This is a genomic window from Rhodopseudomonas sp. BR0G17 (assembly GCF_010907025.1).
Lineage (GTDB): Bacteria > Pseudomonadota > Alphaproteobacteria > Rhizobiales > Xanthobacteraceae > Rhodopseudomonas > Rhodopseudomonas palustris_H.
On record NZ_QUML01000001.1, the window covers coordinates 1 to 24,710 of the forward strand.

Here is a 24,710-nt window from a genome sequence, read left to right on the forward strand (position 1 = left end):
CCGGGCGCCGGCGATGGCGAGCGCCGTCGGGAGGCCGCGGACGCTGCCGATCCGGCTCGGATCGCCGAGCGCGGTCTGGCAGGCAGACAGCACGACGAGATCGGCGGCTGACAAATTCCAGTCCATCAGTTCGCGAGCGTAGATCACGCCGTCGTCGCCGTCGCGTCGCGGCGGGCGGTCGAGCAGGGGACGGGCGGCGACGAGGCCGCTGCGCCACAGCGCGTCTGTGCGATCGGTCGCCGCCTTGTAGAAGCCGTGGGTGGCGAGATGTAGCAGCGCGGCGCCTTCGGCCTTGCCACGGATCGCGGTTTCGCCGGCATCACCGGTCATCGTCGTGCTGGCGATATCCCTGCGCTGCAGATCGGGCGCGATGCGATCGATCTCGGTCTTGGTCGAGGGTAACTGACTGGCCGCGCCGGCATAGTCGAGCCCGCCGACCAGCAACGCCTTACTTCCCGCGATCAGTTTGTCGTCCTGCTCGGCGAACACGATCGCGTCGGCGCGGGTCAGGATCCGGGTGTCGTAGATCTCGTCGAGATAGCGGCCGTTGGCATCCTGCAGCATCGCAAACGGCAGGCTGTAGAGGTCTGCATCCGGCACCAGAAACAGCCGCGTGACGCCCGCGAGCTGCGGCTTCAGCGGCCCGATCAGCGTCGCGTACAGTCGCCGGAACGGCTGGGTGCGATCCGCGTCGGCCACGCTGGGGGCGGTGAAGCTGTCGAGCGGGCCGAGGTCGATCACCTGCGGCGGCTTGCCGTGACGGTGGATCACCGCCTGCAGCCGTGCGGCCGGTTTCGGTTCGGCAGGATTGATCCGGCTGCCGCGGCCGCTGACGAAGAAATCGACCAGCGCGTCGGTCGCGCCGAGTTTGTCGGCGACCGAGGGCAGTTGCACGTCGACCGGCGGCTTGGTGCCGGCGCGTGCGGCTAGCTGCTGCCGCGCCTCCTGCAGACGCTTCAGCACGTCGCGGGCATCGTCGTCGAGCTTGCCGGAGGACAGCATCTCCTGCTGCTGGCCGGACAGCCGCAGCACGGTGCGCGCAAGTTCGCGCGTCGGCTCGTCCGGCAACCGGTCGAGCGTCAACCGCAGCAGCGTGCGCTCGCCGTCCTCCATGGTCTTCCAGCGCGACACGGCGTCCGCATAGGCGACCGCCGCCGCCGGATCGATCAGCGCGTAGCGGCCGTATTCGTAGAGGATATCGTCGGCGAGCTTGCGCATCGTCTCGGCGACGTAGCGGTTGCCGGCGGTGCCGACCTCGCGCAGCATCCAGTTGAAGGATTGCTGCTCGACGTCCTTGAATGTCGCCAGCGCATCAGGATCACCGCGCTTCAAGCGTGTCACGGCGACGCCGAGCAGGGCGTCGAACGTGATCGGATGCTGGCGCGCGATGGTTTCCTGCGAGCGGTGATACGCGTCGAGCCGCAGCGCCAGTGCACGCGCGCTATCGCCGCGACGTTCGTAGTGATCGGCGGCAAGTCGCGCGGATTTGATCCGCAGCAGGTCGGGCGCGCCGTTCCAGTCCTTTACCCGTGCCATCGCTTCCAGCTCGGCGGTGCTCAGCGCGCGGTCGGGGTGAAAGTAAGCCTTGGCATAGGCGATCCAGGTATCGGCTTGGGCGACGTGCTCGGAGGTGGGATCGGCGAGCTCCGCGGCGCAGCGCTTCTGCAGCGCGAGCGCCTGCATGGTCTCGGCCTCGTTGCCCATCGCCAGATGATCGAGCGCGAGATTGCTCGCGCTGACCAGCGCCTGGATGCTGCCGACGCCGTAATGGGCGATGCGCTTCTTCAACAGCGGCGCGTCGATCTTGGCGGCGAGGTCGGGATGGCCGACCATGCGCAGCGCTTCGGCGTAGTTGTTCTCGGTGCGCCAGGTCAGCGGCTCCTTGTCGCCGAGCGCCCGGCGCGCCCCGAGATAGGTCTCTTCCGACAGGTTGAGCCCGGCTGCCACGGCGCCGTTGTTGGTCAGCAGCGTCGCGAGGATGTCGCTGCCGGCGATGTCCTGTGCGGTGTTCGGCCCATAGCTTTCGCGCATCCGCTTGCGCGCCTCAACCGCGACCGGAATGCCGCGCTCGTACTGGACCGTGCGTTCGAGGAAGCGGGCGTATTCGAACCACAGCGAGGTGGCCTCAGGGCTTGCCTCGCGCGCGGCGCGGGTGTTGGCGGCCTCGGCGAACAGTTCAGACGCTGTTGCGGTGTCGCGCCGGCGCTCAAACAAAGTGACGGCGCTGAGATAGGCCTGGATGGTCAGCGGGTGATAGCTGCTATCACGCACGGCGCGCAGCGCGGCGGTGAGACGCTGGCGACCGCCGTCGCGATCTCCGGCCTGCAGTGAACGGAATGCATCGTTGATCTTCGCCACCAGTTCGCGCTCGGTCGGCGCCCCGCGCTGCTGCGCTTGGGCTTGCGCGGCGAAGGTCGGAACCAGCACAGGGGGAAGGGCGAGCGCTGCGAGGAGCAGGCGAGCGACAAAACGACTACCGATGAATAGGCGTGGCGGTAACGAAACTGGCATGCCGGACCGGGCGGCCTCGTTACTTGCAGTTCGCGGTGCTGTCGCCCGCGCGTGCCACCGGCTTGCCGTTGATGAATACGCCCGAGCCGCTGCCGATCACCACCCCGCCGCAGCCGGTGCGGCTGCCGCCGATCGCCGCCGGCTTGCCGTTGATGAAGACGTTTTTTGAGCCTTCGACGATGGCGCCGTCGCTGGTGGTGTCGCCCGCGCGGGCCGCCGGCTTGCCGCCGACCATCACGTCCTGACTGCCGCCGGTGACAACGCCCGGCGCCCCGCTTCCCGGCGATTCGGCCAGCGCCGACGCTGTGCTCAGCATCAGCAGCAAAACGACCGCCGACGCTGCGCCACAAGCAGGGCACAGCGCGGCGCCGGCGCTACGCTCGGGTGGTGTGGCCATACCTGACTCCTTGGTGGTTCGGCGATTTCCGTGAATGACCATGACTTGCGATGGACATTCCCCCAGCGGTGGATGATGCTTTCATCGCAACCGTAACGTGTCCGGCGACTTCTCTTCAGGGGAATGGAAATGACACCTTCGGTCAACCTCTACGCCTGGGCGATCCCGGCCTGGTCTTCCGAATCCCCGGTCGACCACACCTGGGTCACCAGCTACGACAACCAGGTTCATCCCTACAGCACCATCGCCGACGTCGTCGTGGCAGGGCAGTCGTTCTGGTACTGCTGGGGATCGTTTCATCCGCAAGGCGGAACGCCGATCAATCCGACCGGCGCGCTCGGCCAGCAGTCCGGCAATCTCAAGCTGGCGCAGTGCCTGGTGCAGCCGAATGCAGACTCCAACACCACGGCGGCGGCGCGCGGCACGATCTACACCTATGGCGTCGACGGCGTGTGCCACCAATTGGCCAATCAGGTGCTGTATGCGACGGCCAACGGCAGCGTTCCGCCGCTGACGGTCAGCAAGGCGCGGGGCTACCCGCTGTCGAGCTTCATCTACGGCACCTACGGGCTTCAGCACACCGCCTGGGCCGCCAAGGTCGCTTCGTGCAGCGGCGCGCAACTGGTGGCGCGGCTGGCGCGGCCGGGCGGGCTGACGGTGGTGGCGGGCGGCGAGGGCATCGCAGTGGACGAATTCGAACGACGCGCGACCGAAGTGCTGGCGACGGAGCCGGCCAAACTGGCCAGCCTGCTGCGGCTGCGCGGCGAGGTGCAGCGCTTTGCGGCGCAGCCTTGGCCCGGCACCGGGCAGCCCAGCGCCGAGGCGCTGAACGCCCGCAATCAGCACCTGATCGACGAAGCGGCCAAACTGCTCGGGCCGGAGCATTTCAGAAAGCTGTTCGGCGCCGAACCCGGCGCCAAGGTGACGCTGGTCGACCCGCGGACCGCGGCCACCGCCGGCGAAATTCCGCCGCCGAAGCCGCGCTGACGCCGCGCCGTTTGCGTCAGCGGACCGGCAGCAATTAGCTGGCCTTCAGCTTCGCTGCCTTGCGCAGCGTCTCGTCGATCCGGGACTGCCAGCCCGGGCCGGTCGCCTTGTAGTGCTCCACCACGTCGGCGCTGAGCCGGATCGACACCGGGACTTTGGTCGGCGCCTTTTGCGGACCGCGGGTGTTCTTGAACTGCGCCAGGATCTCGGGCGGTAGAATTTCTTCTGGCGGCCGCGCGTTGGCGAAGTCCTGTTCGGTCCACTCAGGATTATCGTCGTCGAAGACCGGTTCTTTCGATCTAGGTGACATAGCGGCTAATCTCCTTCATGTGAGCACGACGAAGACTGATGGGCCGGACCTTTCCATGTCGGTCGGCGAAGACCAAACAGTATGGCAGGCCGTCGATATAGCCGTAGGCACGATAGCGATCTTCGCCATAGTCGCGCCGTTTATCCTTGATGGTCACCTGCATATCGATATCGACCCAACGCGCCAGGGAGATGCCGTGCTTGGCACGGTTGATCGCATCCTTGGCCGGGTCGAAATCCGACATTGCTGTATATACAATTTGCTATGGCAATGCGCAACTCTGCTCCTTGCGCGGCGGGCAAGACAACCCCCGTCGCTTACCGCTATAAGCGCCACAACGATGTGGAGGGCGTCATGATCTACGAGTCGCGAGTCTATCGCTGTGTGCCGGGCAAGCTGCCGGCGATCCTCAAGCGGTTCGAGACCATCACCTTAAAGCTGTTCGAGAAGCACGGCATCCGTCAGGCCGGATTCTTCACCACGCTGGTCGGCGCTTCCAACCAGGAATTGACCTATCTGCTGGCCTGGGAGAGCCTTGCCGAGCGCGAGCAGAAATGGACCGCATTCGCCACCGATCCGGAATGGCTCGCCGCCAAGGCCGAAACCGAGAAGGATGGCCAGATCGTCGACACCATCACCAATCAGCTGTTGGTGCCGACCGCGTTCTCGGCGCTGAAGTAATTCGGATGAGTATCAGTTTCGATCGTCATTGCGAGCGAAGCGAAACAATCCAGCGCCGAGCACGGGGCTGGATTGCTTCGTCGCTGCGCTCCTCGCAATGACGGCCTCGTTGATGTCCACCGGTTTCGACCATATCGTTCATGCGGTGCGCGATCTCGATGCGGCCGCGGATCTGTATCAGCGGCTCGGCTTCATCGTCGGCGCGCGCAACGTTCATCCCTGGGGAACACATAACCGTATCGTCCAGTTCGATCGCTTCTTCATCGAGCTGCTGACGATCGGCGAGCCGGACAAGATTCCGCCGCACCGCGACGGCGCGTTTTCGTTCGGGGCGTTTCAACGCGATTACCTGGTGGCCCGCGAAGGCCTGTCGATGCTGCTGCTGGCGAGCGACGATGCGGCAGCCGACCTGTGCCGGTTCAGCGCCAGCGGCATTGCGGCCGGCGAGGTGTTCACGTTCGGACGGGAAGGGCGGCGTCCCGACGGCAGCGTGGTGAAGCTGCAGTTTTCGCTGGCGTTCGCGCGCGATGCGCTGTCGCCGCAGGCCGGCTTCGCCACCTGTCAGCATCACTACCCGGAGAATTTCTGGAATCCGGCGTTCCAGGCGCATGCCAATGGCGCGCGCGCTGCGACGGCGGTGGTGATGGTCGCCGACAATCCGACCGATCATCACATCTTCCTCGAAGCCTTCACCGGCAGCCGCGATCTGCGTTCGACGTCGATCGGCGTCACCGCGCCCACCAAGCGCGGCGAGATCGATATCGTCGAACCGGTGTCGCTGCGCGACCAATACGGCATCTCCGTTCCATCCGAAGGCGAGGGCGCAAGCTTCGTCGGATTACGGATTGCCGCCGATGATCTCGGCGTGGTTGAACGGCTGCTGCAAGACCACAAGATCCCGGCGGCGCGCCATGTCGGCCGCCTGGTGGTGCCGAATGTCTGCGGCGCGACCCTGATCTTCGAACAAGGAACAGTGCGGTGAACAAGAGCATTGCGCCCGCGACCAGCGTCGTGGCGGGCAACGTCAAATTCGGCAACGCTTTGCCGCTGTCGATCATTGCCGGCCCGTGCCAGCTCGAAAGCCGCGCACACGCGCTGGAAGTCGCCTCGGCACTGAAGGAGATCGCGACGCGGCTCGGCATCGGGCTCGTCTACAAGACCTCGTTCGACAAGGCCAACCGGACCAGCGCCGCCAGCGCCCGTGGTCTCGGCCTCGACGCCGCGCTGCCGATCTTCGCCGAGATCCGCGACAGCCTCGGCCTGCCGGTGCTGACCGACGTGCACGAGAACGAGCAATGCGCCCGCGCCGCCGAAGCGGTCGATATCCTGCAGATCCCGGCTTTCCTGTGTCGGCAGACCGACCTGCTGCTCGCGGCCGCGGCGACCGGCAAGATCGTCAACGTCAAGAAGGGGCAGTTCCTGGCGCCGTGGGACATGGGCAATGTGGTGTCCAAGATCACCTACGCCGGCAACACGAAGGTGCTGGTGACCGAGCGCGGCGTGTCGTTCGGCTACAACACGCTGGTGTCGGACATGCGCGCGCTGCCGATCATGGCCAAGACCACCGGTGCGCCGGTGATCTTCGACGCCACCCATTCGGTGCAGCAGCCCGGCGGCAAGGGCACCTCGTCGGGCGGCGAGCGTGAATACGTCCCGGTGCTGGCGCGCGCGGCGGTCGCGGTCGGCGTTGCCGGCGTGTTCATCGAGACCCATCCGGATCCGGATCACGCGCCGTCAGACGGGCCGAACATGGTGCCGCTGCGCGAATTCGAAGCGCTGATCAAGACGCTGATGGAATTCGACGCGCTCGCCAAGAAGCGGCCCGCGGTCGGGGCCGTTTGATGCCGTCAGCCGGTGGTGCAGCCTCCTCATCGCGGCTGCCGCCGGCGCTCAACATCATCGCTCTATCAAGCTTCGCCGCGTCGCTGTCGACGCGCGCGCTCGATCCGGTGCTGCCGCGGATCGCCGAGGAGTTCTCGGTGACGATCACCACCGCGGCGGGTCTCGCCGCGGTCACCGCGTTTACTTTCGCGGTGGTGCAGCCGGCGATCGGTGCGCTCGGCGATCTGTTCGGCAAAGCGCGGCTGATGATCGTCTGCCTGGCACTGCTCGGCTTCGCCAGCCTGCTCGGCGCGTTGTCATCGTCGTTCACCGTGCTGTTCGTCTGCCGCATCCTCGCCGGCATCGGCTCGGGCGGGGTATTTCCGGTGGCGCTGGGCCTTGCCAGCGATCTCGTCACCGTCGATCGCCGACAGATTGCGATCGGCCGTGTGCTCGGCGGCTCGATGGCCGGCAATCTGCTCGGCGCGTCAGCCTCGGGCGTGATCGGTGATTTCCTCGGTTGGCGCGGCGTGCTGGCGATCCTCGGCGTGCTGGTGATCGTCGCCGCCATCGCGGTGGCGTTCGGCGCCCGCGGCGCCAAGATGCCGCCGCGCAGCGCCGAGATGGACCTGCCGGCGCTACGCCGCGGCTATCGCACCATCTTCAGTAATCCCAACGCGGCGATCTGCTTCACCGCGGTGCTGATCGAAGGCACCTGCGTCATGGGCGTGTTTCCTTATGTCGCGGCGTTCCTGCACGAGCAGGGCGAGCAGAGCCTTGCGATCGCCGGCCTGGTGATCGCCGGTTTTGCGATCGGCGGGCTGATCTACACGCTGACGGTGTCGCAACTGCTGCCGCGGCTACGCACCACCGGCATGATGATCGGCGGCGGTCTTCTGGTGGCGCTGCAGCTCGCGGCGATCATGCTCGGCCCGCATTGGCAGGCGCAGATGTTCGCCTTCGTCCTGATGGGGATGGGGTTCTACATGCTGCACGGCTGCATCCAGGTGTTCGCCTCCGAACTCACCGAGACCGCGCGCGGCACCGCGATGTCGCTGCACTCGTTCTTCTTCTTCATCGGCCAGACCACCGGCCCGATCGCCTACGGCTTTGGCCTGTCGCATCTCGGCAAGACCGCAACGCTCACCCTGACCTCGCTGACCATGGCCACGCTCGGAATCGTGCTGGCCCGCATCCTCAAACCGCGCCCGCCGGCGGATGCGATCGGGGCGGTCGAGGTCGGCGATTAGAATGGACGCTCGTTAGTCGGAGCTTCCGACGCCGACTCAGGTCGATCGCCGCCACCACAAGTCGCAGGTTCGTCAGCTCGCCGATTATCTCGGCGTGCCGCACGACGTCCGGCGGTGGTCGCCGGCCACTGAGGCTTGGTCAAGTATCTCGCGAGAGGCGGATCAGTCCCGTGGAGCGCGTTCAGAGCGACAGGCGCCCTGCGGCATTGGCCAGAGCGCAAAACCCGCGACGCGGTTGATGTCGGCAAGCCTCCGCTCGGAATCGCCGTGCAGTTCAAGTGACGCCAACAATTGTAGCAGCCGATGATGCACGTCGCGTGCAAGCTCGGCCGGCAGAGGCGCTTCATCGAACGCCTCGATGTAATCCTGCACCAGATGAGACAGCACACGGCACAGACCGCGTTGCGCCGGATGATCTTCGGCGAACTGCTCAAGCTTGTCTTGGAATGATTTGAAGGTGTGCAAGCCGTGGTGCTGATGCGCAGTCCACGAATATAAATCGTTCATGTCAGCCTCTTCAGATAACAGAAGAAGCTGCAATTGATTACCTGTTCTTGCGCCGCTGCGCAACCCCGCGGGCGAAACGCTATTCGCGGCGGGGGGCGCATAGCGCCCCCCGAATGCTAAGGCTAACCCCGTCCGCGATACGGCTGCACGCCCTGATCGGGCACCCAGACGTCCTTCGGCAGATTGCCGGTCTGCCAGAACACGTCGATCGGGATGCCGCCGCGCGGATACCAGTAGCCGCCGATGCGCAGCCATTTCGGCTTGATCTCGGCGGCGATCCGTTTGCCGATCGCCACGGTGCAGTCTTCGTGGAAGGCGCCGTGGTTGCGGAAGGAGGCGAGGTACAGCTTCAGCGATTTCGACTCGAGGAGCCACGGGCCCGGAACGTAGTCGATCACCAGATGCGCGAAATCCGGCTGGCCGGTCACCGGGCACAGCGAGGTGAATTCCGGCGCGGTGAAGCGCGCCAGGAAGTTGGTGTCCTTCTGCGGGTTCGGCACCCGGTCGAGCTTGGCGGCTTCCGGCCGGTCCGGCCATTCGACGGCCTGGCCGAGTTGCAGGGATGGGGAGGCGGCGGATTTGCGAGGTGTTTTCGACATGGCTTGAACTTGTGGTCTCCGTTACCGCCGTCCTAAAGCATTTTCCGGGGCAGGGGAATCCGTTGCAAAACCGGTGCGTTCGCCGTTGGTCGGGCCCCATGGAGCGGCCGGGCGGCCTTTTCGTGCCCGGAGCCATGCTGTAGAAGCGGCGCAACTCCATTCCCTCCATCCGATCAAGAGGCATTCATGACCGCCATCGTCGACATCATCGGCCGCGAAATTCTCGACAGCCGCGGCAATCCGACCGTCGAAGTCGACGTGGTGCTCGAGGACGGCTCCGTCGGCCGCGCCGCGGTGCCGTCGGGCGCCTCCACCGGCGCCCATGAGGCGGTCGAGCTGCGCGACGGCGACAAGGCCCGCTATCTCGGCAAGGGCGTGCAGAAGGCGGTCGAGGCGGTCAACGGCGAGCTGTTCGACGCTCTCGGCGGCATGGACGCCGAACAGCAGGTGCAGCTCGATCAGACCATGATCGAGCTCGACGGCACCCCGAACAAGGGCCGGATCGGCGCCAACGCCATCCTCGGCGTGTCGCTGGCCGCGGCGAAGGCGGCGGCGGCGTCCTACGACATGCCGCTGTATCGCTATGTCGGCGGCACCTCGGCCCGCACCCTGCCGGTGCCGATGATGAACATCGTCAACGGCGGCGTGCATGCCGACAATCCGATCGACTTCCAGGAATTCATGATCATGCCGGTCGGCGCGCCGACCTTTGCCGACGCGCTGCGCTGCGGCTCGGAGATCTTCCACACCCTCAAGGGTGAGTTGAAGAAGGCCGGCCACAACACCAATGTCGGCGACGAAGGCGGCTTCGCGCCGAACCTGCCGTCGGCCGATGCGGCGCTCGACTTCGTCATGGCTGCGATCGGCAAGGCCGGCTACAAGGCCGGTGACGACGTGATGCTGGCGCTCGACTGCGCCGCCACCGAGTTCTTCAAGGACGGCTCCTACGTCTATGGCGGCGAGAACAAGACCCGCTCGCGCTCGGAGCAGGCCAAGTACCTCGCCGATCTCGTCGCGCGCTATCCGATCGTGTCGATCGAAGACGGCATGAGCGAAGACGACATGGACGGCTGGAAGGAGCTGACCGATCTGATCGGCGGCAAGTGCCAGCTCGTCGGCGACGACCTGTTCGTTACCAACGTCACCCGGCTCGCGGACGGCATTAAGAACGGCCGCGCCAACTCGATCCTGATCAAGGTCAACCAGATCGGCACGCTGACCGAGACGCTCGCCGCCGTCGAGATGGCGCACAAGGCCGGCTACACCGCGGTGATGTCGCATCGCTCGGGCGAGACCGAGGATTCCACCATCGCCGACCTCGCGGTCGCCACCAATTGCGGGCAGATCAAGACCGGCTCGCTGGCGCGCGCCGACCGCACCTCGAAGTACAACCAGCTGCTGCGCATCGAGCAGGAGCTCGGCTCCAGCGCGCACTACGCCGGCAAGGCGGCGCTGAAGGCGTTCCGCTGAACTAGAACCGCGTCATTGCGAGCGAAGCGAAGCAATCCAGAGGCTGGATGTCGGAACTGGATTGCTTCGTCGCGGAGCCTGTACTCGGACGGCGCGAAGCGCCGATCCGGGTGCTCCTCGCAATGACGGATAGGTTATCAGCGCGGCCTTGAACCCTGCGCGCGGCTGCCCCAAGGTGCGGCCGCGCTGACAACAAGCAGGGAGACGACGCGTGAGTGAGACCACCGGACTGCAACTGCGCTCGCTGATCAAGGCGAGCGGTGACCTCGAAGTTTCGCTGCTGCCGGTGAGCATTCCCGAGCCCGGCCCCGACGAGGTCGTGGTCCGGGTCGAAGCCACCCCGATCAATCCCTCCGATCTCGGCCTGCTGTTCGGCGCCGCCGACATGTCGACCGCAAAAGCGTCTGGCACGGCGGACGCGCCGGTGATCACCGCCAAGGTGCCCGAAGCGGCCATGAAGGCAATGGCCGCGCGGCTCGACGAGTCGATGCCCGTGGGCAATGAAGGCGCCGGCACGGTCATCAAGGCCGGCAGCTCGGATGCAGCGCAGGCACTGCTCGGCAAGACCGTGGCGATGATCGGCGGCGCGATGTACGCGCAGTATCGCCTGATCAAAGCGGCCGACTGCCTGAAGCTGGCGGACGGCACCACCGCGGCCGAAGGCGCCTCGTGCTTCGTCAATCCGCTGACCGCACTCGGCATGACCGAGACGATGAAGCGCGAGGGCCACAAGGCGTTGGTGCACACCGCCGCGGCGTCGAACCTCGGGCAGATGCTGAACCGGATTTGCCTCAAGGACGGCATCGATCTGGTCAACATCGTCCGCAGCGAGGCGCAGGCCAAGCTGCTCCGCGATATCGGCGCCAAGTACGTGGTCGACTCCACGGCGCCGACCTTCCTCGATGATCTCACAGACGCCCTGGTCAAGACAGGTGCCACCATCGCGTTCGACGCGATCGGCGGCGGCCGGCTTGCAGGCCAAATCCTGAGCTGCATGGAAGCTGCGGTCGGCAAGACCGCGACCGGACCCTACAGCCGCTACGGCTCGAACGTGATGAAGCAGGTGTACATCTACGGCAGCCTCGATACCAAGCCGACCGAGATCGTGCGGAATTTCGGATTTGCCTGGGCGGCCGGCGGCTGGCTGCTGTTCCCGTTCCTGCAGAAGATCGGTGCCGCCGACGCGGCCAAGCTCCGGGCCCGCGTCGCCGCCGAGCTGAAGACCACCTTCGCCAGCCACTACACCAAGATCGTGTCGCTGAAGGAAGCTCTGACCCTCGACGCCATCGCCGCCTACAACAAGCGCGCCACCGGCGAGAAGTACCTGATCGATCCGACCAAATAATCGCCGCGATCGCCTGCGAAACATGCTGGCTCTGGTTGAGAACAAGAGTTAGTCTCAACCAGAGCGGCAAGCAGGGAAAGCAGCATGGATCAGATGGCTGAGCAGCGCCCGTCGGAACTGGCGGAGGCGACCGCTGCGTTGATCAACCACATCGTCGGTGCGATCGAGGCCGCCGCTGTGGTGATGGAGCCGTTCTATCACCTCGAATTTGTCGGGATCTTTCCCGCGCTGGTGTACGCGGCGATGCTCCAGGCGCTGCCGCGCAACACCGACTACCGGCCGATGCACGGCCGCAGCAAAGGCAACGATCTTGCCGACGGCACGCATACCCGCGTGAAGATCGATTTGTTTCCCGAGTACATCCGGCACCTGCCGCCGCAGCAGCGCTCGGTCTGGCGCGTGGTCGGAGATGCGCTGTGTTCGGAGCCGGTGAAGAACGCATTCCGCCGCAAGCTGGCCCCGGCGCTGGAGAAGCGATTTGGCCCAGACGCGCAGGACGTCGGAATGTTTCCGATCCCGATCCTGACCCGCGATGTGCCCGGCTACAAAATTACGCCGCACACCGACACGCATTGGAAGGGCATCACCGTGCAGCTGTATCTGCCGCGGGACGAAGCCCACACCGACATCGGCACGATCTTCCATGATGTTCTGCCGGACGGGTCGATGCCGAAGGCGCGGCAAATGAAGTTCGCGCCGAATTCGGGCTATGCTTTCGCGGTCGACAAGCACAGTTGGCATTCGGCCGACACCGTGCCTGCTGGCGTCGAGACGCGGGACAGCATTCTGCTGACCTATTTCGTCGATCAGGGCGTCCTCAAGGTGCTGCGCAATCGCGGCAAGCGGCTCGGCAACTTCCTGCTCAACGAAATCCGCGCGCGGACGTGATACACTTCGTCATTGCGGGGCGGCGTAGCCGACGAAGCAATCCAGCGGGCAGTGCGCCGGATTCCTGGATTGCTTCGCTTCGCTCGCAATGACGCTGGATGAGCTCACCGCTCCGCGGTCGCCAGCTTGGCGCCGAGCGCCACGAAGGCGGCGGCGAAGCTGCGGCGGAGCCAGGTCATGACTTGCGGCCGGGTGATGACATGGTCGCGCAGCCACGCGGCGAACAGGCCGTAGATCACGAACACCACGAACGTCATCAGCATGAAGATGCCGCTGAGCTCGATCATTCGGCCGAGCGGATGGGCGTCATCGGCGGAGACGAACTGCGGCAGGAAGGCGAGGAAGAAGATCGACAGCTTCGGATTGAGGATGTTGATCAGCACGCCGGTCACCGTCATCTGCAGCGCCGACGGTGCTCCGACATCGCTGTCGACGCTGAGCGGCCCGCGCTCGCCGAGCGTCTTCCACGCCATGTACAGCAGATAGGCGACGCCGAGATACTTGAAGAGCTGGAACGCCACCGCGCTGGTGTGGAGCAGGGCGGCCAGGCCGAGGATCGCCGCCGCCATGTGCGGCACGATGCCGATGGTCGAGCCGAACGCTGCGATGGCGCTGGCCCGCGGCCCGCGGGACAGCCCGGTGGCGACTGTGTAGAGCACGCCGGTTCCGGGCGAGGCGACCACGATCAGCGAGGTGATGAGAAATTCGGCGGTCACCATTGCACGCTCCGCTCCTGCCAGACACTTGCAATTTGCCTCGCACCCCTGAAACAGTGCGCGCCAACAGACATAACACGAAATCGGAGACCGCAATGGGTGGACCGCTCGCCGGCATCAAAGTGATCGAGATCGCGCAGGCGATCGCCGGGCCAATGGCCGGTATGATCCTCGGCGACATGGGCGCCGAAGTGATCAAGGTCGAGAAGCACGACGGCGGCGACGATGCCCGGCACTGGGGCCCGCCCTTCATCGACGGCGACTCTCTGCTGTTTCACACCTACAACCGCAACAAGCGCTCGGTGACTCTGGACATCAAGAACCCGGATGATGTCGAGCGGCTCAAACGGCTTGTCCAGGATGCGGATATCCTGATCCAGAACCTGCGCTCCGGCGTGGTCGCGTCGTGCGGCATCGGGCCGGACGTGATGTGCGCGGTCAATCCACGTCTGATCTATTGCTCGGTCTGGGCGTTCGGCAAAGCCGGTCCGCTGAGCAAGGAGCCGGGCTTCGATCCGCTGCTGCAGGCCTATGGCGGGGTGATGTCGCTCACCGGCGGTCCCGAGCATCCGCCGACCTTCTGCGCGCCGCCGATCAACGATCGCGCCACTGCGCAGTGGTGCGTGATCGGCGCGCTGGCGGCGCTTCAGCAGCGCCACGTCACCGGCAAAGGCTGCGTGATCGACACCTCGCTGTTCGACACCGCGGTCGGCTGGGTCGACATGTCGCTGAGCGGCTATCTGCTCGACGGCGAGCCGCCGGCCCGCCATGGCACCGCCAGCGGTACGCTGGCGCCGTATCAGGTGTTCGAGACTGCCGATCGTCCGATCGTGATCGCCGCCGGTAACGACCGGCTGTTCGCGCGCTGTGCGGCCGTGCTCGGCCATCCGGAATGGAGCGCCGACCAGCGCTTTGCGCGGGTGCGCGACCGGCAGGCGCATCGGCCCGTATTGATCCCATTGATGCAGGAGGTGCTGAGAACCCGCGGTGCCGCCGATTGGCTCGCGGCCTTCAAGAGCGCGGGCGTGCCGGTCAGTCCGGTCAATGACATTCCCGAGCTCGCCGCCACCGAACAGCTCGCCGCGGCCGATCTGCTGCGCACGATGCCGGACACCGGCCTCAAGGTCGCCGGCCTGCCGATTCTGTTCGACGGCCAGCGGCCTGATCCCGAACTCGCCACGCCCAAGCTTGGCGCGCACAACCATGAGGTGCTGGGTAACCGCGCTGCGGCCGAATAGGGCGGCGCGCGCACCGAGTTAGGTGAGGGGACCATCAAAACCGCGTCATCGCCACACGACTGTCGCATGTTGCGCTTTCTCCGTCATCGCGGCGGGCTAGGCTCGCCGCGACTGTTCGTGGCTTACGGAGGATTTTGAATGGCCCCACCATATCGCGTCGCCGCCGTCGTCGGCAGTTTGCGCAAGCAGGCGTATTCGCTGCGCACTGCACAGGCCCTGAGCAAGCTCGCGCCGGACACGCTGAAGCTGGACATCGTTACGCTGCACGGCCTGTCGATGTACAACCAGGATCTCGAGACCGACGCGCCGCCTGCCGACTGGACCGCGTTCCGCGACAGCATCAAGGCCTCTGATGCGGTGCTGTTCGTGACGCCGGAATACAACCGCTCGATCCCGGGCGTGCTGAAGAACGCCATCGACGTCGGTTCGCGTCCGTACGGCAAGAGCTGCTTCGACAAGAAGCCGGCGGGTGTGTTGTCGAATTCGCCCGGTGCGATCGGCGGCTTCGGCGCCAACCACCATTTGCGGCAGTGCCTGGTGTTTCTCAACATGCCGACGCTGCAGCAGCCGGAGGCTTATGTCGGCGGCATCGGCGATGCGTTCGGCGAGGACGGTGCGCTGGTCAAGGACTCGCTGCGCGAGTTCCTGCAGAAGTACATCGACGAGTTCGCCGGCTTTGTCGCCCAGCAATACAAATAGCGTCCGACACCTGTCCCGCCGGTTGTAAAGCTGGCGGGACAGGTGCGCGCGTTAGCCGCGCGTTAACCGCGCTGTCCCATGGTCCGGCCATGGTCACCCGCAGTCGCCTCAAATCGATCCTCGCCGGCATCGCGCTGTACGCGATCGCTGCGGCCGTGATCGGCTATTTCGGCGTCAACGCCTACACCGGCCGCTACGGCCTGACGGCGCAGCAGGAGCTCGACCAGGAAATCACCGCGCTCACTGCGGAACTGGTGCAACTCCGTCAGCAGCGCGCCGAGGCCGAGCAGCGAGTCTCGCTGCTGCGCTCCGACCGGATCGACCCGGATATGCTCGACGAGCGCGTGCGCTATCAGCTCGACTTCGCCAATCCGGCGGACTTGGTGCGGATGCTGCCCGAGCGCTGAGTGCGCAAATTCCAAAAATCTGGACGAACGATTTCGAAAGTTTCGTGTCGCTGCACTGCGGCATATTGATTTGCGCGCAGCGACATAGCGATCCTTTCAAGCCGCTATAAGTTACGATAGAGAGGCTCATCTCATCTCTAATCGGAATCGCCATGGCCGCACCCAAGAAGAGCGCCGCGAAGGAAACAGCACAGGACAAGGCTGGAGGAGCGACACCATCGAACGTGCCGCCTTTCACCAAGGAACAGGAGCTCGGCGCTTTTCGTGAAATGCTGCTGATCCGCCGCTTCGAAGAGAAGGCCGGTCAGCTCTACGGCATGGGTGCGATCGGCGGTTTCTGTCATCTCTATATCGGTCAGGAAGCCGTCGTCGTCGGCATGCAGATGGCGTTGCGCGAAGGTGATCAGGTGATCACCGGTTATCGCGATCACGGCCACATGCTCGCCTGCGGCATGGAAGCCAACGGCGTGATGGCCGAACTCACCGGACGCCGCGGCGGCTACTCCAAGGGCAAGGGTGGCTCGATGCACATGTTCAGCCGGGAGAAGAGTTTCTTCGGCGGACACGGCATCGTCGGCGCGCAAGTCTCGCTCGGCACCGGCATCGCCTTCGCCAACCGCTATCGCGGCGATGGCCGCGTCTGCCTCGCTTATTTCGGCGACGGCGCCGCCAATCAGGGCCAAGTGTACGAGAGCTTCAACATGGCGGAGTTGTGGAAACTCCCCGTGGTGTACGTGATCGAGAACAACCGCTACGCGATGGGCACCTCGGTGACGCGCTCCTCGGCGCAGACCGATTTCTCCAAGCGCGGCGTGTCGTTCAACATTCCGGGCGAGCAGGTCGACGGCATGGACGTGCGTGCGGTGAAGGCCGCCGGCGACACGGCGGTTGCACATTGCCGCGCCGGCAACGGCCCGTTCATCCTCGAGATGCAGACCTATCGCTATCGCGGCCACTCGATGTCGGACCCGGCGAAGTATCGGTCGCGCGAAGAAGTCGACAAGATCCGCAACGATCAGGATCCGATCGAGCAGGTCCGCAAGCGTCTGCTCGCGCTGGATATGACCGAAGACGATCTGAAGGCGATCGATGCCGAGGTACGCAAGGTCGTCAACGAGTCGGCGGACTTCGCGCAGCACGATCCCGAACCCGATCCGTCCGAACTGTACACCGATGTGTATCGCTGATCCCCGCCTTGCCGTGTCGCGGCTGCTTCCCGCCTGACTGAATGACTGCGGAGCCCCAATGCCAATCCAAGTTCTGATGCCCGCGCTGTCGCCGACCATGGAGAAGGGCAACCTGTCGAAATGGCTCAAGAAGGAAGGCGACAAAGTCAAAAGCGGTGACGTCATCGCCGAGATCGAGACCGACAAGGCGACGATGGAAGTCGAAGCCGCCGACGAAGGCACGCTCGGCAAGATCCTGATCCCGGAAGGTACCAACGACGTCGCGGTCAACACCCCGATCGCCACCATTCTCGGTGACGGCGAAAGCGCGGCTGATGCCGACAAGGCGTCGGACCCGGCCGCGCAGAACAAGGCCTCGCAATCGGCCCCGCCGGCGGCGGAGCCTGAAGCCTCACAGGCCAAGTCCGCAGCGACGCCGGCGCAGCACGCTCCCGAAGCACCGACGGTGTCGGCTGCTGCCGATCCGGAGATTCCGGCCGGCACCGAGATGGTGACTGTGACGATCCGCGAAGCGCTGCGCGACGCGATGGCCGAGGAAATGCGCCGCGATCCCGACGTGTTCGTGATGGGCGAAGAGGTCGCCGAGTATCAGGGCGCCTACAAGGTCACGCAGGGACTGCTGCAGGAATTCGGCGACCGCCGCGTGATCGACACTCCGATCACCGAGCACGGCTTTGCCGGCGTCGGCGTCGGTGCCGGCTTTGCCGGGCTGAAGCCGATCGTCGAGTTCATGACCTTCAACTTCGCCATGCAGGCGATCGATCAGATCATCAACTCGGCGGCGAAGACGCTGTACATGTCGGGCGGCCAGCTCGGCTGCTCGATCGTGTTCCGCGGCCCGAACGGCGCCGCCTCGCGCGTCGCCGCGCAGCACAGCCAGGACTACTCGGCCTGGTACGCGCAGATCCCCGGCCTCAAGGTGGTGGCGCCGTATTCGGCCGCCGACGCCAAGGGCCTGCTCAAGGCGGCGATCCGCGATCCCAATCCGGTGATCTTCCTCGAGCACGAAATGCTGTACGGCCAGCACGGCGAAGTGCCGAAGCTCGAGGACTACGTGATCCCGATCGGCAAGGCGCGCATCGTCCGCGAGGGCAAGGATGTCACGCTGATCTCGTGGTCGCACGGCATGACCTACACGCTGAAAGCCGCCGACGAACTGGCGAAGGACGGCATCTCGGCCGAAGTGATCGACCTGCGCACGCTGCGTCCGCTCGACACCGAAACGATCATCGCCTCGGTGAAGAAGACCGGGCGCGCCGTGACGGTCGAAGAGGGCTGGCAGCAGAACGGCGTCGGCGCCGAACTCTCCGCCCGGATCATGGAGCACGCGTTCGATTACTTGGATGCGCCGGTGACGCGCGTATCCGGCAAGGACGTGCCGATGCCGTATGCCGCCAATCTCGAAAAGCTGGCACTGCCCAGCGTCGCCGAGGTGGTCGAGGCCGCCAAAGCCGTCTGCTATCGGTGAGCCAATGACCGGACCCAAGCAACAGCCGCTGCCGCCCGACGTCGCAAACCGCGAAGACGCGATCGAGGTGCTGCGCGCCTTCGTGCTCGACGGCGGTCTGTCGATCGCTTTCATGCGCGCGTTCGAAGATCCGGAGATGTGGGGGCTGCTGCTGGTCGACATCGCCCGCCACGCCGCGCGCGCCTATGCGCGCGAGAGCGAATACACCGAGGACGAGGCGCTGGAGCGCATCGTCGAGATGTTCGAGGCCGAGCTGTCGCGCCCGACCGACACCGGCGCCACCACCGAACGGCCGCAGTAAGGTTCTGTCCTCATGCCGATCAACATTCTGATGCCCGCGCTGTCGCCGACCATGGAGAAGGGCAACCTTGCGAAGTGGCTGAAGAAGGAGGGCGACAAGGTCAAAAGCGGCGACGTCATCGCCGAGATCGAGACCGATAAGGCGACGATGGAAGTCGAGGCCGCCGACGAAGGCACGCTGGCCAAGATCATCGTGCCCGAAGGCACCCAGGACGTTCCGGTCAACGACGTGATCGCGGTGCTGGCCGCGGACGGCGAGGACGTGAAAGCGGCTGGGGCAGGAGCCGGCAAGGCCGAGGCGCCGAAGCCACCAGCATCATCCTTCGAGACGCCCGCTGCGCGGGCTCCTCAGGATGAGGGCAGTGCGGGCGGCAAGACAGAGGCTCCGACAAAGCCAACAACAAACCCAGCTCCTCGCCCTGAGGAGGGCGCGCCAGCGCCGGTCTCGAAGGGCGAAGCCACGCATAACGGCGCCCGCGTGTTCGCCTCGCCGTTGGCGCGGCGGATGGCGAAGGATGCCGGCATCGATATCGCCCGCGTCACCGGCACCGGCCCGCACGGCCGCGTCATCGCCCGCGACGTCGAGCAGGCCAAGAGCGGCGGCGGCCTGAGGTCGCCGGCGGCAGCCCCTGCGGCCGGTCCGGCGATCGCGCCGGCGATGTCGGATCAGCAAATCCGCGCGCTGTATCCGGAAGGCTCCTACGAAGTCGTGCCGCACGACGGCATGCGCCGGACCATTGCGCAAAGGTTGACGCAGTCGACCCAGACCATTCCGCATTTCTATCTGACGATCGACTGCAACCTCGATCGGCTGCTCGCCGCGCGCGAGGACATCAACGCCGCCGCGCCGAAGGACAAGGACGGCAAGCCGGCCTACAAGCTGTCGGTCAACGACTTCATCATCAAGGCGATGGCGATCGCCCTGCAGCGCGTCCCCGACGCCAACGTGTCGTGGACCGAAGGCGGAATGCTGAAGCACAAGCATTCCGATATCGGCGTCGCGGTGGCGATGCCGGGCGGGCTGATCACCCCGATCATCCGCAGTGCGGAGACAGCGTCGCTGTCGTCGATCTCGGCGCAGATGAAGGACTTCGCCGCGCGCGCCCGCGCCCGCAAGCTGAAGCCCGAAGAGTATCAGGGCGGCACCACCGCGGTGTCCAATCTCGGCATGTTCGGCATCAAGGACTTCACCGCGGTGATCAACCCGCCGCACGCCACCATCCTGGCCGTCGGCACCGGCGAGCAGCGCCCGATCGTCAAGGACGGCAAGATCGAGATCGCCACCATGATGAGCGTGACGCTGTCTTGCGATCACCGCGCCGTCGATGGTGCGCTCGGCGCCGAACTGATCGGCGCCTTCAAGACGCTGATCGAAAATCCCGTGATGATGATGGTGTGAACGTCTTCCCCTCTCTCCTTGTGGGAGAGGGTGCCACCTGTGGCCGGGTGAAGGGAAGAAGAGCGAGTAGTTATGTCCGACACCTCCTTCGACGTCATCATCATCGGCTCCGGACCAGGCGGCTATGTCGCGGCGATCCGGGCGGCGCAGCTCGGGTTCAAGACTGCGATCGTCGAGAAGTCGTATCTCGGCGGCATCTGCCTGAACTGGGGCTGCATCCCGACCAAGGCGCTGCTGCGTTCGGCGGAAATCTATCACTACATGCAGCACGCCAAGGATTACGGGCTGTCGGCCGACAACATCTCGTTCGATCCGAAGGCGATCGTGCAGCGCTCGCGCGGGGTGTCGAAGCGCCTGAACGACGGCGTCGGCTTCCTGATGAAGAAGAACAAGATTTCGATCATCTGGGGCCAGGCGACCATCGAGGCGCCGGGCAAGCTCACGGTCGCTGCCTCCAAGACCGAGGTGCCGAAGGGCGCGCTGCCGCCGGGCAGCTATCAGGCCAAGCACATCATCGTCGCCACCGGGGCGCGGCCGCGGGTGTTGCCGGGGCTCGAGCCGGACAAGAAGCTGGTCTGGACCTATTTCGAGGCGATGGTGCCGGAAGTGATGCCGAAGTCGCTGCTGGTGGTCGGCTCAGGCGCGATCGGCATCGAGTTCGCCTCGTTCTTCCACACCATGGGTGCCAAGGTCACCGTGGTCGAGGTGTTGCCGCAGATTCTCCCGGTCGAGGACGCCGAGATCGCCGCGCTCGCCCGCAAGCGGTTCGAGAAGCAGGGCATCAAGATCCTGACCGGCGCCAAGGTCACCAAGCTCGACAAGAAGGCAGATAGCGTCGTTGCCACCATCGATCCCGGCAACGGCAAGCCGGAGACTGCCGAATTCGACCGTGTGATCTCGGCGGTCGGCGTGGTCGGCAATGTCGAGAATCTCGGCCTCGACAAGCTCGGGGTGAAGCTCGATCGCGGCACCATCGTCACCGACGGGCTCGGCAAGACCAATGTCCCCGGCATCTATGCGATCGGCGACGTCGCCGGGCCGCCGATGCTGGCGCACAAGGCCGAGCATGAGGGGGTGATCTGTGTCGAGGCCATCAAGGGCCTGCATCCGCATCCGCTCGACAAGAGCCTGATCCCGGGCTGCACCTACTGCCAGCCTCAAATCGCCTCCGTGGGCCTCACAGAGGCCAAGGCGAAGGAGCAGGGCCGGGAGATCCGGGTCGGCCGCTTCCCGTTCACCGCCAACGGCAAGGCGATTGCGCTCGGCGAGGACCAGGGCCTGGTCAAGGTGATCTTCGACAAGAAGACTGGGCAGCTCTTGGGCGCGCACATGATCGGCGCCGAAGTCACCGAGCTGATCCAGGGCTACGTGGTGGCGATGAACCTCGAAACCACCGAGGAAGAGCTGATGCACACCGTCTTCCCGCATCCGACCCTGTCGGAGATGATGAAGGAAGCCGTGCTCGACGCCTACGGCAAGGTGCTCAACGCCTGACCCCAGCGGCTACTAAGTGCACCTGAAAAGGGTGTCCGCCAGGACACTCTTGTTGCTATGTCGCAACAGTTCCGCATCATTTAACCGTCTTTGACGGTCGCTCTTGCACACGCCGCTTTTTGGCCACACCGGTCAATGAGATCATCAGACCTAAGCCGAGCGCAGGTCGATGGTCTTACCGGGAGGGTCCGGAAGCCCGATAGCGAGGCGGCCGGAAAGACGAGTTCGCGAATGTTCGCCACGACGCCGATGAGGTCGATGCCGACGAGCCACCAGGTCACTGGCGGCGCCGCGAACCTGTCGGGAGCGGTTAGTGCGGGCCTGCTCGGCCTCGGCTCCCAACTTCACGTCTTCAAAAAGTCACTGTCTGCCGCGGATTTGCAGCGGCTCGGCCGTCATCTCGCCAAACAGCAGGGCGATGGTGAGGTTGCCCAGCTCCCGGCGACGATCTTGCGCAATCATGGCCACATAAGGTGCGATCACCTGACCGTCGAACAGCCGACGGCCGGTCGCGGCCGTGACAGAAATTTGACCGCCGCAGCGTTGGCAACCGACCCGTCCGAAACGGGTGTTGCCGCGACAGAGGAGAGGGCGGGAGCGTGTTGGATGGAAAGCCGGCGGGTCGTTGCGACCACACCGGGGGTGACCCGCGAGATGTGCGATGCGGAATTTTAAGAGTAGCGTTTTTGCCGCGTTGCTGATCGGCGCAGGAGCGAGCGCCGTCCCGGCGGCTGCGTTCGAAGGCACCCCGGTTCGCCCGGAGGACACCGCCATCCCGGTCGCCACCAGCCAGCCGGCCACCGCGCCGGCGCTGAAGAAGGCGCTGCCGGCGGCGCCCTCGACCACTTCGCTCACCGCCTTGCAGTATGCCGCCGAAGGCGGTCACCCGATCGCGCAGTGGCGGCTCGGGAAGATGTATGCCGACGGCAACGGCGTCGACCAGGACGATCTGCGCGCGTTCGACTATTTCAGCAAGATCGCCAACGCCCACGCCGAGGACAGCCCGTCGGCGCCGCAGGCCGCGATCGTCGCCAACGCCTTTGTGGCGCTCGGCCGCTATTATCTCGACGGCATCCCGAATTCGAAGGTCAAGCGCGATCCGGAGCGGGCGCGCGAGATGTTCTCCTACGCCGCCTCGTATTTCGGCAATGCCGACGCTCAGTACGATCTCGCGCGGCTGTACATCGACGGCGTCGGCGTGCCGCGCGACTTCCGCTATGGCGCGCGCTGGCTCGGCCTCGCCGCCCAGAAGGGCCAGCACCAGGCTCAGGCCATGCTAGGCCAGCTGCTGTTCAACGGCGAGAAGCTGCCCCGCCAGGCCGCCCGCGGCCTGATGTGGCTGACCCTGGCCCGCGATGCCGCGACGCCGGAAGAGGCCTGGATCAAGGACAGCTACAACAAGGCCTTCTCCAAGGCGTCCGACGACGACCGGGTGATGGCGCTGCAGATGCTCGAGCACTGGGTCCAGGGCCGCCGGGACTGATTGATCCCGCCACGTTCGCCGTCTCCAGAGGTGGCGAACGACGCGAGCCGTCGATAGCGACGGTGAGCGCAGGGCCTTCGGCCATCCTTCGAGGCCGCCGCTGCGCGGCGGCGCCTCCGAATGCCACTCAGATTTGCGCGTACGTCGTTACGGTGCTTCGAGGTCGAGATCCGCCCAGACCGGGACGTGGTCCGAGGGCTTTTCCCAATTGCGCACATAGCTGTCGATGCCGACGTGGCGCAGCCGGTCGGCGGCCTGCGGCGACAGCAGCAGGTGGTCGATCCGCAGCCCCCAGTTCTTTTGCCAGGCGCCGGCCTGGTAGTCCCAGAAGGTGTACTGGCCGGGCGCATCGGTGGTGGCACGCAGGGCGTCGGTGAGGCCGAGGCCGAGCAGGGTCTGGAAGCTCTCGCGGGTCTCCGGGCGGAATAGCGCGTCCTCGGTCCAGGCGGCCGGATTATGGACGTCCTCCGGCTGCGGGATGACGTTGAAATCGCCGGCCAGGATCAGCGGCTCCTCGGTCTTCAGCCGCTGCTGGGCATAGTCGCGCAGCCGCGCCATCCAGCTCAGCTTGTAGGGATACTTCTCGGTGCCGACCGGGTTGCCGTTCGGCAGGTACAGGCAGGCGACGCGGACGACGCCGCGCTTCAAAGACACCACACCTTCGAGAAACCGGGCATGGACGTCGGCGTCGTCGCCGGCGAGGCCCGGATTGGCTTCTTCCAGCGGATATTTCGACAGCAGCGCCACGCCGTTGAAGGTCTTCTGGCCGTGGGTGACGACGTTGTAGCCGAGCGCCTCGATCGGCTCGCGCGGAAACGCCTCGTCAACGCATTTGATTTCCTGCAGGCAGACCACGTCGGGCTGGCAGTCCTGCAGCCAGCTGACCAGATGGTCCAGCCGCTGCCGGACCGAGTTGACGTTCCAAGTCGCAATCCGCATCGCGCCGTCCGTTGCCCGGGATGATTTGCGCCGCGGCAGATCGTGCCGTGCAGCGCTGTGATAGAGCAATCCGCGTCGGACGCAAATCCAGCGCGGCAGTCGCTTTAAGCGCTGCGCGATCGTCCACGGCAGCGCGAACAGCCGAGAGCGGAGCGCCGGGCATGTCGAGTCGCGGAGCACGGATGGTCGAAGCCATGCAGCTCAGGGGCATGACCAAGCAACATGCCTTGGCCTTCGCCATGGGCGTCAACGAAAGCACCGTGACCCGCTGGAAGAACAACGGCCCGATCTCGGTCGATCACGCCGTGCTGCTGTGCGGCGTTCTCGACATCTCGCTGGACTGGTTCCTGACCGGCCGCGGCCGGATCGACGGCCACGCCCTCCAGCCGCGTGCCGAGCCGGCTGATTCGAGACTCGTCAGCTGCGTCCGGCGAGCCGAGATGCGGATGTCGGAGCGCTCCAAGACGCTCCTGATTGCCTTCATAGCCTCGTTATTCCCCGAGGTCACGGACCTCTGAGCGCCCGAAGTTGCCGCCCGCGCAAGTTGAGCGGCTGTAGTTTGCACGCAATGCAATCATAAGTTGCATTTCGCGATGCCTGCCTGCGTTACGGTT

At 65.5% G+C, this 24,710-nt stretch carries 27 protein-coding genes; 19 read left to right on the top strand and 8 right to left on the bottom strand.

Annotated elements, in window-relative coordinates; translation table 11 throughout:
* Positions 1-2,427: CHAT domain-containing protein (locus DY467_RS00005; RefSeq protein ID WP_164633541.1), on the bottom strand; the 2,427-nt coding region annotated here is incomplete at its 3' end.
* Between the two features lie 103 nt (positions 2,428-2,530).
* Positions 2,531-2,908 carry a PAAR domain-containing protein gene (locus DY467_RS00010; protein WP_164633542.1) on the bottom strand — a complete coding sequence of 126 codons (378 nt, stop codon included), beginning with the start codon at positions 2,906-2,908 and terminating at the stop codon, positions 2,531-2,533.
* 129 nt (positions 2,909-3,037) lie between these two features.
* Here DY467_RS00010 and DY467_RS00015 point away from each other — a divergent pair, with 129 nt between their 5' ends.
* Positions 3,038-3,895: a hypothetical protein gene (locus tag DY467_RS00015; RefSeq protein WP_164633543.1), complete on the top strand. Its 858-nt coding sequence runs from the start codon at positions 3,038-3,040 to the stop codon at positions 3,893-3,895.
* 34 nt (positions 3,896-3,929) lie between these two features.
* On the opposite strand, the gene DY467_RS00020 is transcribed toward DY467_RS00015, so the two are convergent.
* The gene (locus DY467_RS00020) at positions 3,930-4,205 is read right to left on the bottom strand and encodes a BrnA antitoxin family protein (protein ID WP_164633544.1); all 276 of its coding nucleotides are present in this window, start codon (positions 4,203-4,205) and stop codon (positions 3,930-3,932) included.
* The gene (locus tag DY467_RS00025; protein WP_164633545.1) at positions 4,195-4,449 is read right to left on the bottom strand and encodes a BrnT family toxin; all 255 of its coding nucleotides are present in this window, start codon (positions 4,447-4,449) and stop codon (positions 4,195-4,197) included. Before DY467_RS00025 ends, DY467_RS00020 begins: the two co-directional genes overlap by 11 nt.
* A gap of 110 nt (positions 4,450-4,559) precedes the next feature.
* Here DY467_RS00025 and DY467_RS00030 point away from each other — a divergent pair, with 110 nt between their 5' ends.
* The 4 genes from DY467_RS00030 to DY467_RS00045 all read left to right on the top strand — a co-directional run bounded on the left by DY467_RS00030 (position 4,560) and on the right by DY467_RS00045 (position 7,957).
* The gene (locus tag DY467_RS00030) at positions 4,560-4,886 is read left to right on the top strand and encodes an NIPSNAP family protein (protein ID WP_164633546.1); all 327 of its coding nucleotides are present in this window, start codon (positions 4,560-4,562) and stop codon (positions 4,884-4,886) included.
* A 112-nt stretch (positions 4,887-4,998) separates the two neighbouring features.
* Positions 4,999-5,868 (top strand): VOC family protein, encoded by an 870-nt coding sequence (locus tag DY467_RS00035; RefSeq protein WP_164633547.1) that lies wholly within the window; start codon positions 4,999-5,001, stop codon positions 5,866-5,868.
* Entirely contained in the window at positions 5,865-6,728 is an 864-nt protein-coding gene (kdsA, locus tag DY467_RS00040) for a 3-deoxy-8-phosphooctulonate synthase (RefSeq protein WP_107355876.1), read from the top strand. The genes DY467_RS00035 and kdsA overlap by 4 nt, the downstream gene beginning before the upstream one ends.
* Positions 6,728-7,957: an MFS transporter gene (locus DY467_RS00045; RefSeq protein WP_164633548.1), complete on the top strand. Its 1,230-nt coding sequence runs from the start codon at positions 6,728-6,730 to the stop codon at positions 7,955-7,957. The genes kdsA and DY467_RS00045 overlap by 1 nt, the downstream gene beginning before the upstream one ends.
* A gap of 162 nt (positions 7,958-8,119) precedes the next feature.
* On the opposite strand, the gene DY467_RS00050 is transcribed toward DY467_RS00045, so the two are convergent.
* Together DY467_RS00050 and queF are read right to left on the bottom strand one after the other, a co-directional pair.
* Positions 8,120-8,464, bottom strand: a complete 345-nt coding sequence (locus tag DY467_RS00050) for a hypothetical protein (protein WP_164633549.1) — start codon at positions 8,462-8,464, stop codon at positions 8,120-8,122.
* Between the two features lie 122 nt (positions 8,465-8,586).
* The gene (gene queF / locus DY467_RS00055) at positions 8,587-9,063 is read right to left on the bottom strand and encodes a preQ(1) synthase (RefSeq protein WP_164633550.1); all 477 of its coding nucleotides are present in this window, start codon (positions 9,061-9,063) and stop codon (positions 8,587-8,589) included.
* 186 nt (positions 9,064-9,249) lie between these two features.
* Here queF and eno point away from each other — a divergent pair, with 186 nt between their 5' ends.
* The 3 genes from eno (at position 9,250) to DY467_RS00070 (ending at position 12,766) form a co-directional block, all read left to right on the top strand.
* Positions 9,250-10,533 (top strand): phosphopyruvate hydratase, encoded by a 1,284-nt coding sequence (eno, locus tag DY467_RS00060; RefSeq protein WP_107344776.1) that lies wholly within the window; start codon positions 9,250-9,252, stop codon positions 10,531-10,533.
* Positions 10,534-10,744: 211 nt separating this feature from the next.
* Positions 10,745-11,878 (top strand): zinc-binding dehydrogenase, encoded by a 1,134-nt coding sequence (locus tag DY467_RS00065; protein WP_164633551.1) that lies wholly within the window; start codon positions 10,745-10,747, stop codon positions 11,876-11,878.
* 84 nt (positions 11,879-11,962) lie between these two features.
* Positions 11,963-12,766 (top strand): hypothetical protein, encoded by an 804-nt coding sequence (locus DY467_RS00070; RefSeq protein ID WP_164633552.1) that lies wholly within the window; start codon positions 11,963-11,965, stop codon positions 12,764-12,766.
* A gap of 104 nt (positions 12,767-12,870) precedes the next feature.
* Here DY467_RS00070 and DY467_RS00075 read toward each other — a convergent pair whose 3' ends face one another.
* A complete protein-coding gene (locus DY467_RS00075; protein WP_011158420.1) occupies positions 12,871-13,485 on the bottom strand; it encodes a LysE family translocator in 615 nt (204 codons plus the stop codon).
* Between the two features lie 92 nt (positions 13,486-13,577).
* Between DY467_RS00075 and DY467_RS00080 the strand changes: the two genes are divergently transcribed.
* The 10 genes from DY467_RS00080 (at position 13,578) to DY467_RS00125 (ending at position 23,157) form a co-directional block, all read left to right on the top strand.
* Positions 13,578-14,720: a CaiB/BaiF CoA transferase family protein gene (locus tag DY467_RS00080; protein WP_164633553.1), complete on the top strand. Its 1,143-nt coding sequence runs from the start codon at positions 13,578-13,580 to the stop codon at positions 14,718-14,720.
* 138 nt (positions 14,721-14,858) lie between these two features.
* Positions 14,859-15,419 (top strand): NADPH-dependent FMN reductase, encoded by a 561-nt coding sequence (locus DY467_RS00085; protein WP_164633554.1) that lies wholly within the window; start codon positions 14,859-14,861, stop codon positions 15,417-15,419.
* Between the two features lie 89 nt (positions 15,420-15,508).
* The gene (locus tag DY467_RS00090) at positions 15,509-15,826 is read left to right on the top strand and encodes an FtsB family cell division protein (protein WP_107344770.1); all 318 of its coding nucleotides are present in this window, start codon (positions 15,509-15,511) and stop codon (positions 15,824-15,826) included.
* Positions 15,827-15,978: 152 nt separating this feature from the next.
* The gene (pdhA, locus tag DY467_RS00095) at positions 15,979-17,013 is read left to right on the top strand and encodes a pyruvate dehydrogenase (acetyl-transferring) E1 component subunit alpha (RefSeq protein WP_164633555.1); all 1,035 of its coding nucleotides are present in this window, start codon (positions 15,979-15,981) and stop codon (positions 17,011-17,013) included.
* Positions 17,014-17,071: 58 nt separating this feature from the next.
* The gene (locus tag DY467_RS00100) at positions 17,072-18,481 is read left to right on the top strand and encodes a pyruvate dehydrogenase complex E1 component subunit beta (RefSeq protein WP_164633556.1); all 1,410 of its coding nucleotides are present in this window, start codon (positions 17,072-17,074) and stop codon (positions 18,479-18,481) included.
* A gap of 4 nt (positions 18,482-18,485) precedes the next feature.
* Complete coding sequence (locus tag DY467_RS00105) at positions 18,486-18,782, top strand: DUF5076 domain-containing protein (protein ID WP_107344767.1); 297 nt, start codon at positions 18,486-18,488, stop codon at positions 18,780-18,782.
* A 12-nt stretch (positions 18,783-18,794) separates the two neighbouring features.
* Positions 18,795-20,180, top strand: coding sequence for a pyruvate dehydrogenase complex dihydrolipoamide acetyltransferase (locus DY467_RS00110; protein WP_164633557.1), 1,386 nt, complete (start codon positions 18,795-18,797; stop codon positions 20,178-20,180).
* Between the two features lie 72 nt (positions 20,181-20,252).
* Positions 20,253-21,674 carry a dihydrolipoyl dehydrogenase gene (lpdA, locus tag DY467_RS00115; protein WP_164633558.1) on the top strand — a complete coding sequence of 474 codons (1,422 nt, stop codon included), beginning with the start codon at positions 20,253-20,255 and terminating at the stop codon, positions 21,672-21,674.
* A 231-nt stretch (positions 21,675-21,905) separates the two neighbouring features.
* Positions 21,906-22,349: a hypothetical protein gene (locus DY467_RS00120; RefSeq protein WP_164633559.1), complete on the top strand. Its 444-nt coding sequence runs from the start codon at positions 21,906-21,908 to the stop codon at positions 22,347-22,349.
* Positions 22,336-23,157: a tetratricopeptide repeat protein gene (locus DY467_RS00125; protein ID WP_164633560.1), complete on the top strand. Its 822-nt coding sequence runs from the start codon at positions 22,336-22,338 to the stop codon at positions 23,155-23,157. The genes DY467_RS00120 and DY467_RS00125 overlap by 14 nt, the downstream gene beginning before the upstream one ends.
* A 147-nt stretch (positions 23,158-23,304) precedes the next feature.
* Here DY467_RS00125 and xth read toward each other — a convergent pair whose 3' ends face one another.
* Positions 23,305-24,096 (bottom strand): exodeoxyribonuclease III, encoded by a 792-nt coding sequence (xth, locus tag DY467_RS00130; RefSeq protein ID WP_164633561.1) that lies wholly within the window; start codon positions 24,094-24,096, stop codon positions 23,305-23,307.
* 182 nt (positions 24,097-24,278) lie between these two features.
* Here xth and DY467_RS00135 point away from each other — a divergent pair, with 182 nt between their 5' ends.
* The gene (locus DY467_RS00135) at positions 24,279-24,614 is read left to right on the top strand and encodes a helix-turn-helix domain-containing protein (RefSeq protein ID WP_164633562.1); all 336 of its coding nucleotides are present in this window, start codon (positions 24,279-24,281) and stop codon (positions 24,612-24,614) included.
* Positions 24,615-24,710: the final 96 nt, after the last annotated feature.

Coding starts and splice junctions, on each gene's coding strand:
- DY467_RS00010 (WP_164633542.1), bottom strand. CDS start 2,908: ATGGCCACACCACCCGAGCGTAGCGCCGGCGCCGCGCTGTGCCCTGCT.
- DY467_RS00015 (WP_164633543.1), top strand. CDS start 3,038: ATGACACCTTCGGTCAACCTCTACGCCTGGGCGATCCCGGCCTGGTCT.
- DY467_RS00020 (WP_164633544.1), bottom strand. CDS start 4,205: ATGTCACCTAGATCGAAAGAACCGGTCTTCGACGACGATAATCCTGAG.
- DY467_RS00025 (WP_164633545.1), bottom strand. CDS start 4,449: ATGTCGGATTTCGACCCGGCCAAGGATGCGATCAACCGTGCCAAGCAC.
- DY467_RS00030 (WP_164633546.1), top strand. CDS start 4,560: ATGATCTACGAGTCGCGAGTCTATCGCTGTGTGCCGGGCAAGCTGCCG.
- DY467_RS00035 (WP_164633547.1), top strand. CDS start 4,999: ATGTCCACCGGTTTCGACCATATCGTTCATGCGGTGCGCGATCTCGAT.
- DY467_RS00045 (WP_164633548.1), top strand. CDS start 6,728: ATGCCGTCAGCCGGTGGTGCAGCCTCCTCATCGCGGCTGCCGCCGGCG.
- DY467_RS00050 (WP_164633549.1), bottom strand. CDS start 8,464: ATGAACGATTTATATTCGTGGACTGCGCATCAGCACCACGGCTTGCAC.
- queF (WP_164633550.1), bottom strand. CDS start 9,063: ATGTCGAAAACACCTCGCAAATCCGCCGCCTCCCCATCCCTGCAACTC.
- eno (WP_107344776.1), top strand. CDS start 9,250: ATGACCGCCATCGTCGACATCATCGGCCGCGAAATTCTCGACAGCCGC.
- DY467_RS00070 (WP_164633552.1), top strand. CDS start 11,963: ATGGATCAGATGGCTGAGCAGCGCCCGTCGGAACTGGCGGAGGCGACC.
- DY467_RS00075 (WP_011158420.1), bottom strand. CDS start 13,485: ATGGTGACCGCCGAATTTCTCATCACCTCGCTGATCGTGGTCGCCTCG.
- DY467_RS00080 (WP_164633553.1), top strand. CDS start 13,578: ATGGGTGGACCGCTCGCCGGCATCAAAGTGATCGAGATCGCGCAGGCG.
- DY467_RS00085 (WP_164633554.1), top strand. CDS start 14,859: ATGGCCCCACCATATCGCGTCGCCGCCGTCGTCGGCAGTTTGCGCAAG.
- DY467_RS00090 (WP_107344770.1), top strand. CDS start 15,509: ATGGTCACCCGCAGTCGCCTCAAATCGATCCTCGCCGGCATCGCGCTG.
- pdhA (WP_164633555.1), top strand. CDS start 15,979: ATGGCCGCACCCAAGAAGAGCGCCGCGAAGGAAACAGCACAGGACAAG.
- DY467_RS00100 (WP_164633556.1), top strand. CDS start 17,072: ATGCCAATCCAAGTTCTGATGCCCGCGCTGTCGCCGACCATGGAGAAG.
- DY467_RS00105 (WP_107344767.1), top strand. CDS start 18,486: ATGACCGGACCCAAGCAACAGCCGCTGCCGCCCGACGTCGCAAACCGC.
- DY467_RS00110 (WP_164633557.1), top strand. CDS start 18,795: ATGCCGATCAACATTCTGATGCCCGCGCTGTCGCCGACCATGGAGAAG.
- lpdA (WP_164633558.1), top strand. CDS start 20,253: ATGTCCGACACCTCCTTCGACGTCATCATCATCGGCTCCGGACCAGGC.
- DY467_RS00120 (WP_164633559.1), top strand. CDS start 21,906: ATGTTCGCCACGACGCCGATGAGGTCGATGCCGACGAGCCACCAGGTC.
- DY467_RS00125 (WP_164633560.1), top strand. CDS start 22,336: ATGCGGAATTTTAAGAGTAGCGTTTTTGCCGCGTTGCTGATCGGCGCA.
- xth (WP_164633561.1), bottom strand. CDS start 24,096: ATGCGGATTGCGACTTGGAACGTCAACTCGGTCCGGCAGCGGCTGGAC.
- DY467_RS00135 (WP_164633562.1), top strand. CDS start 24,279: ATGGTCGAAGCCATGCAGCTCAGGGGCATGACCAAGCAACATGCCTTG.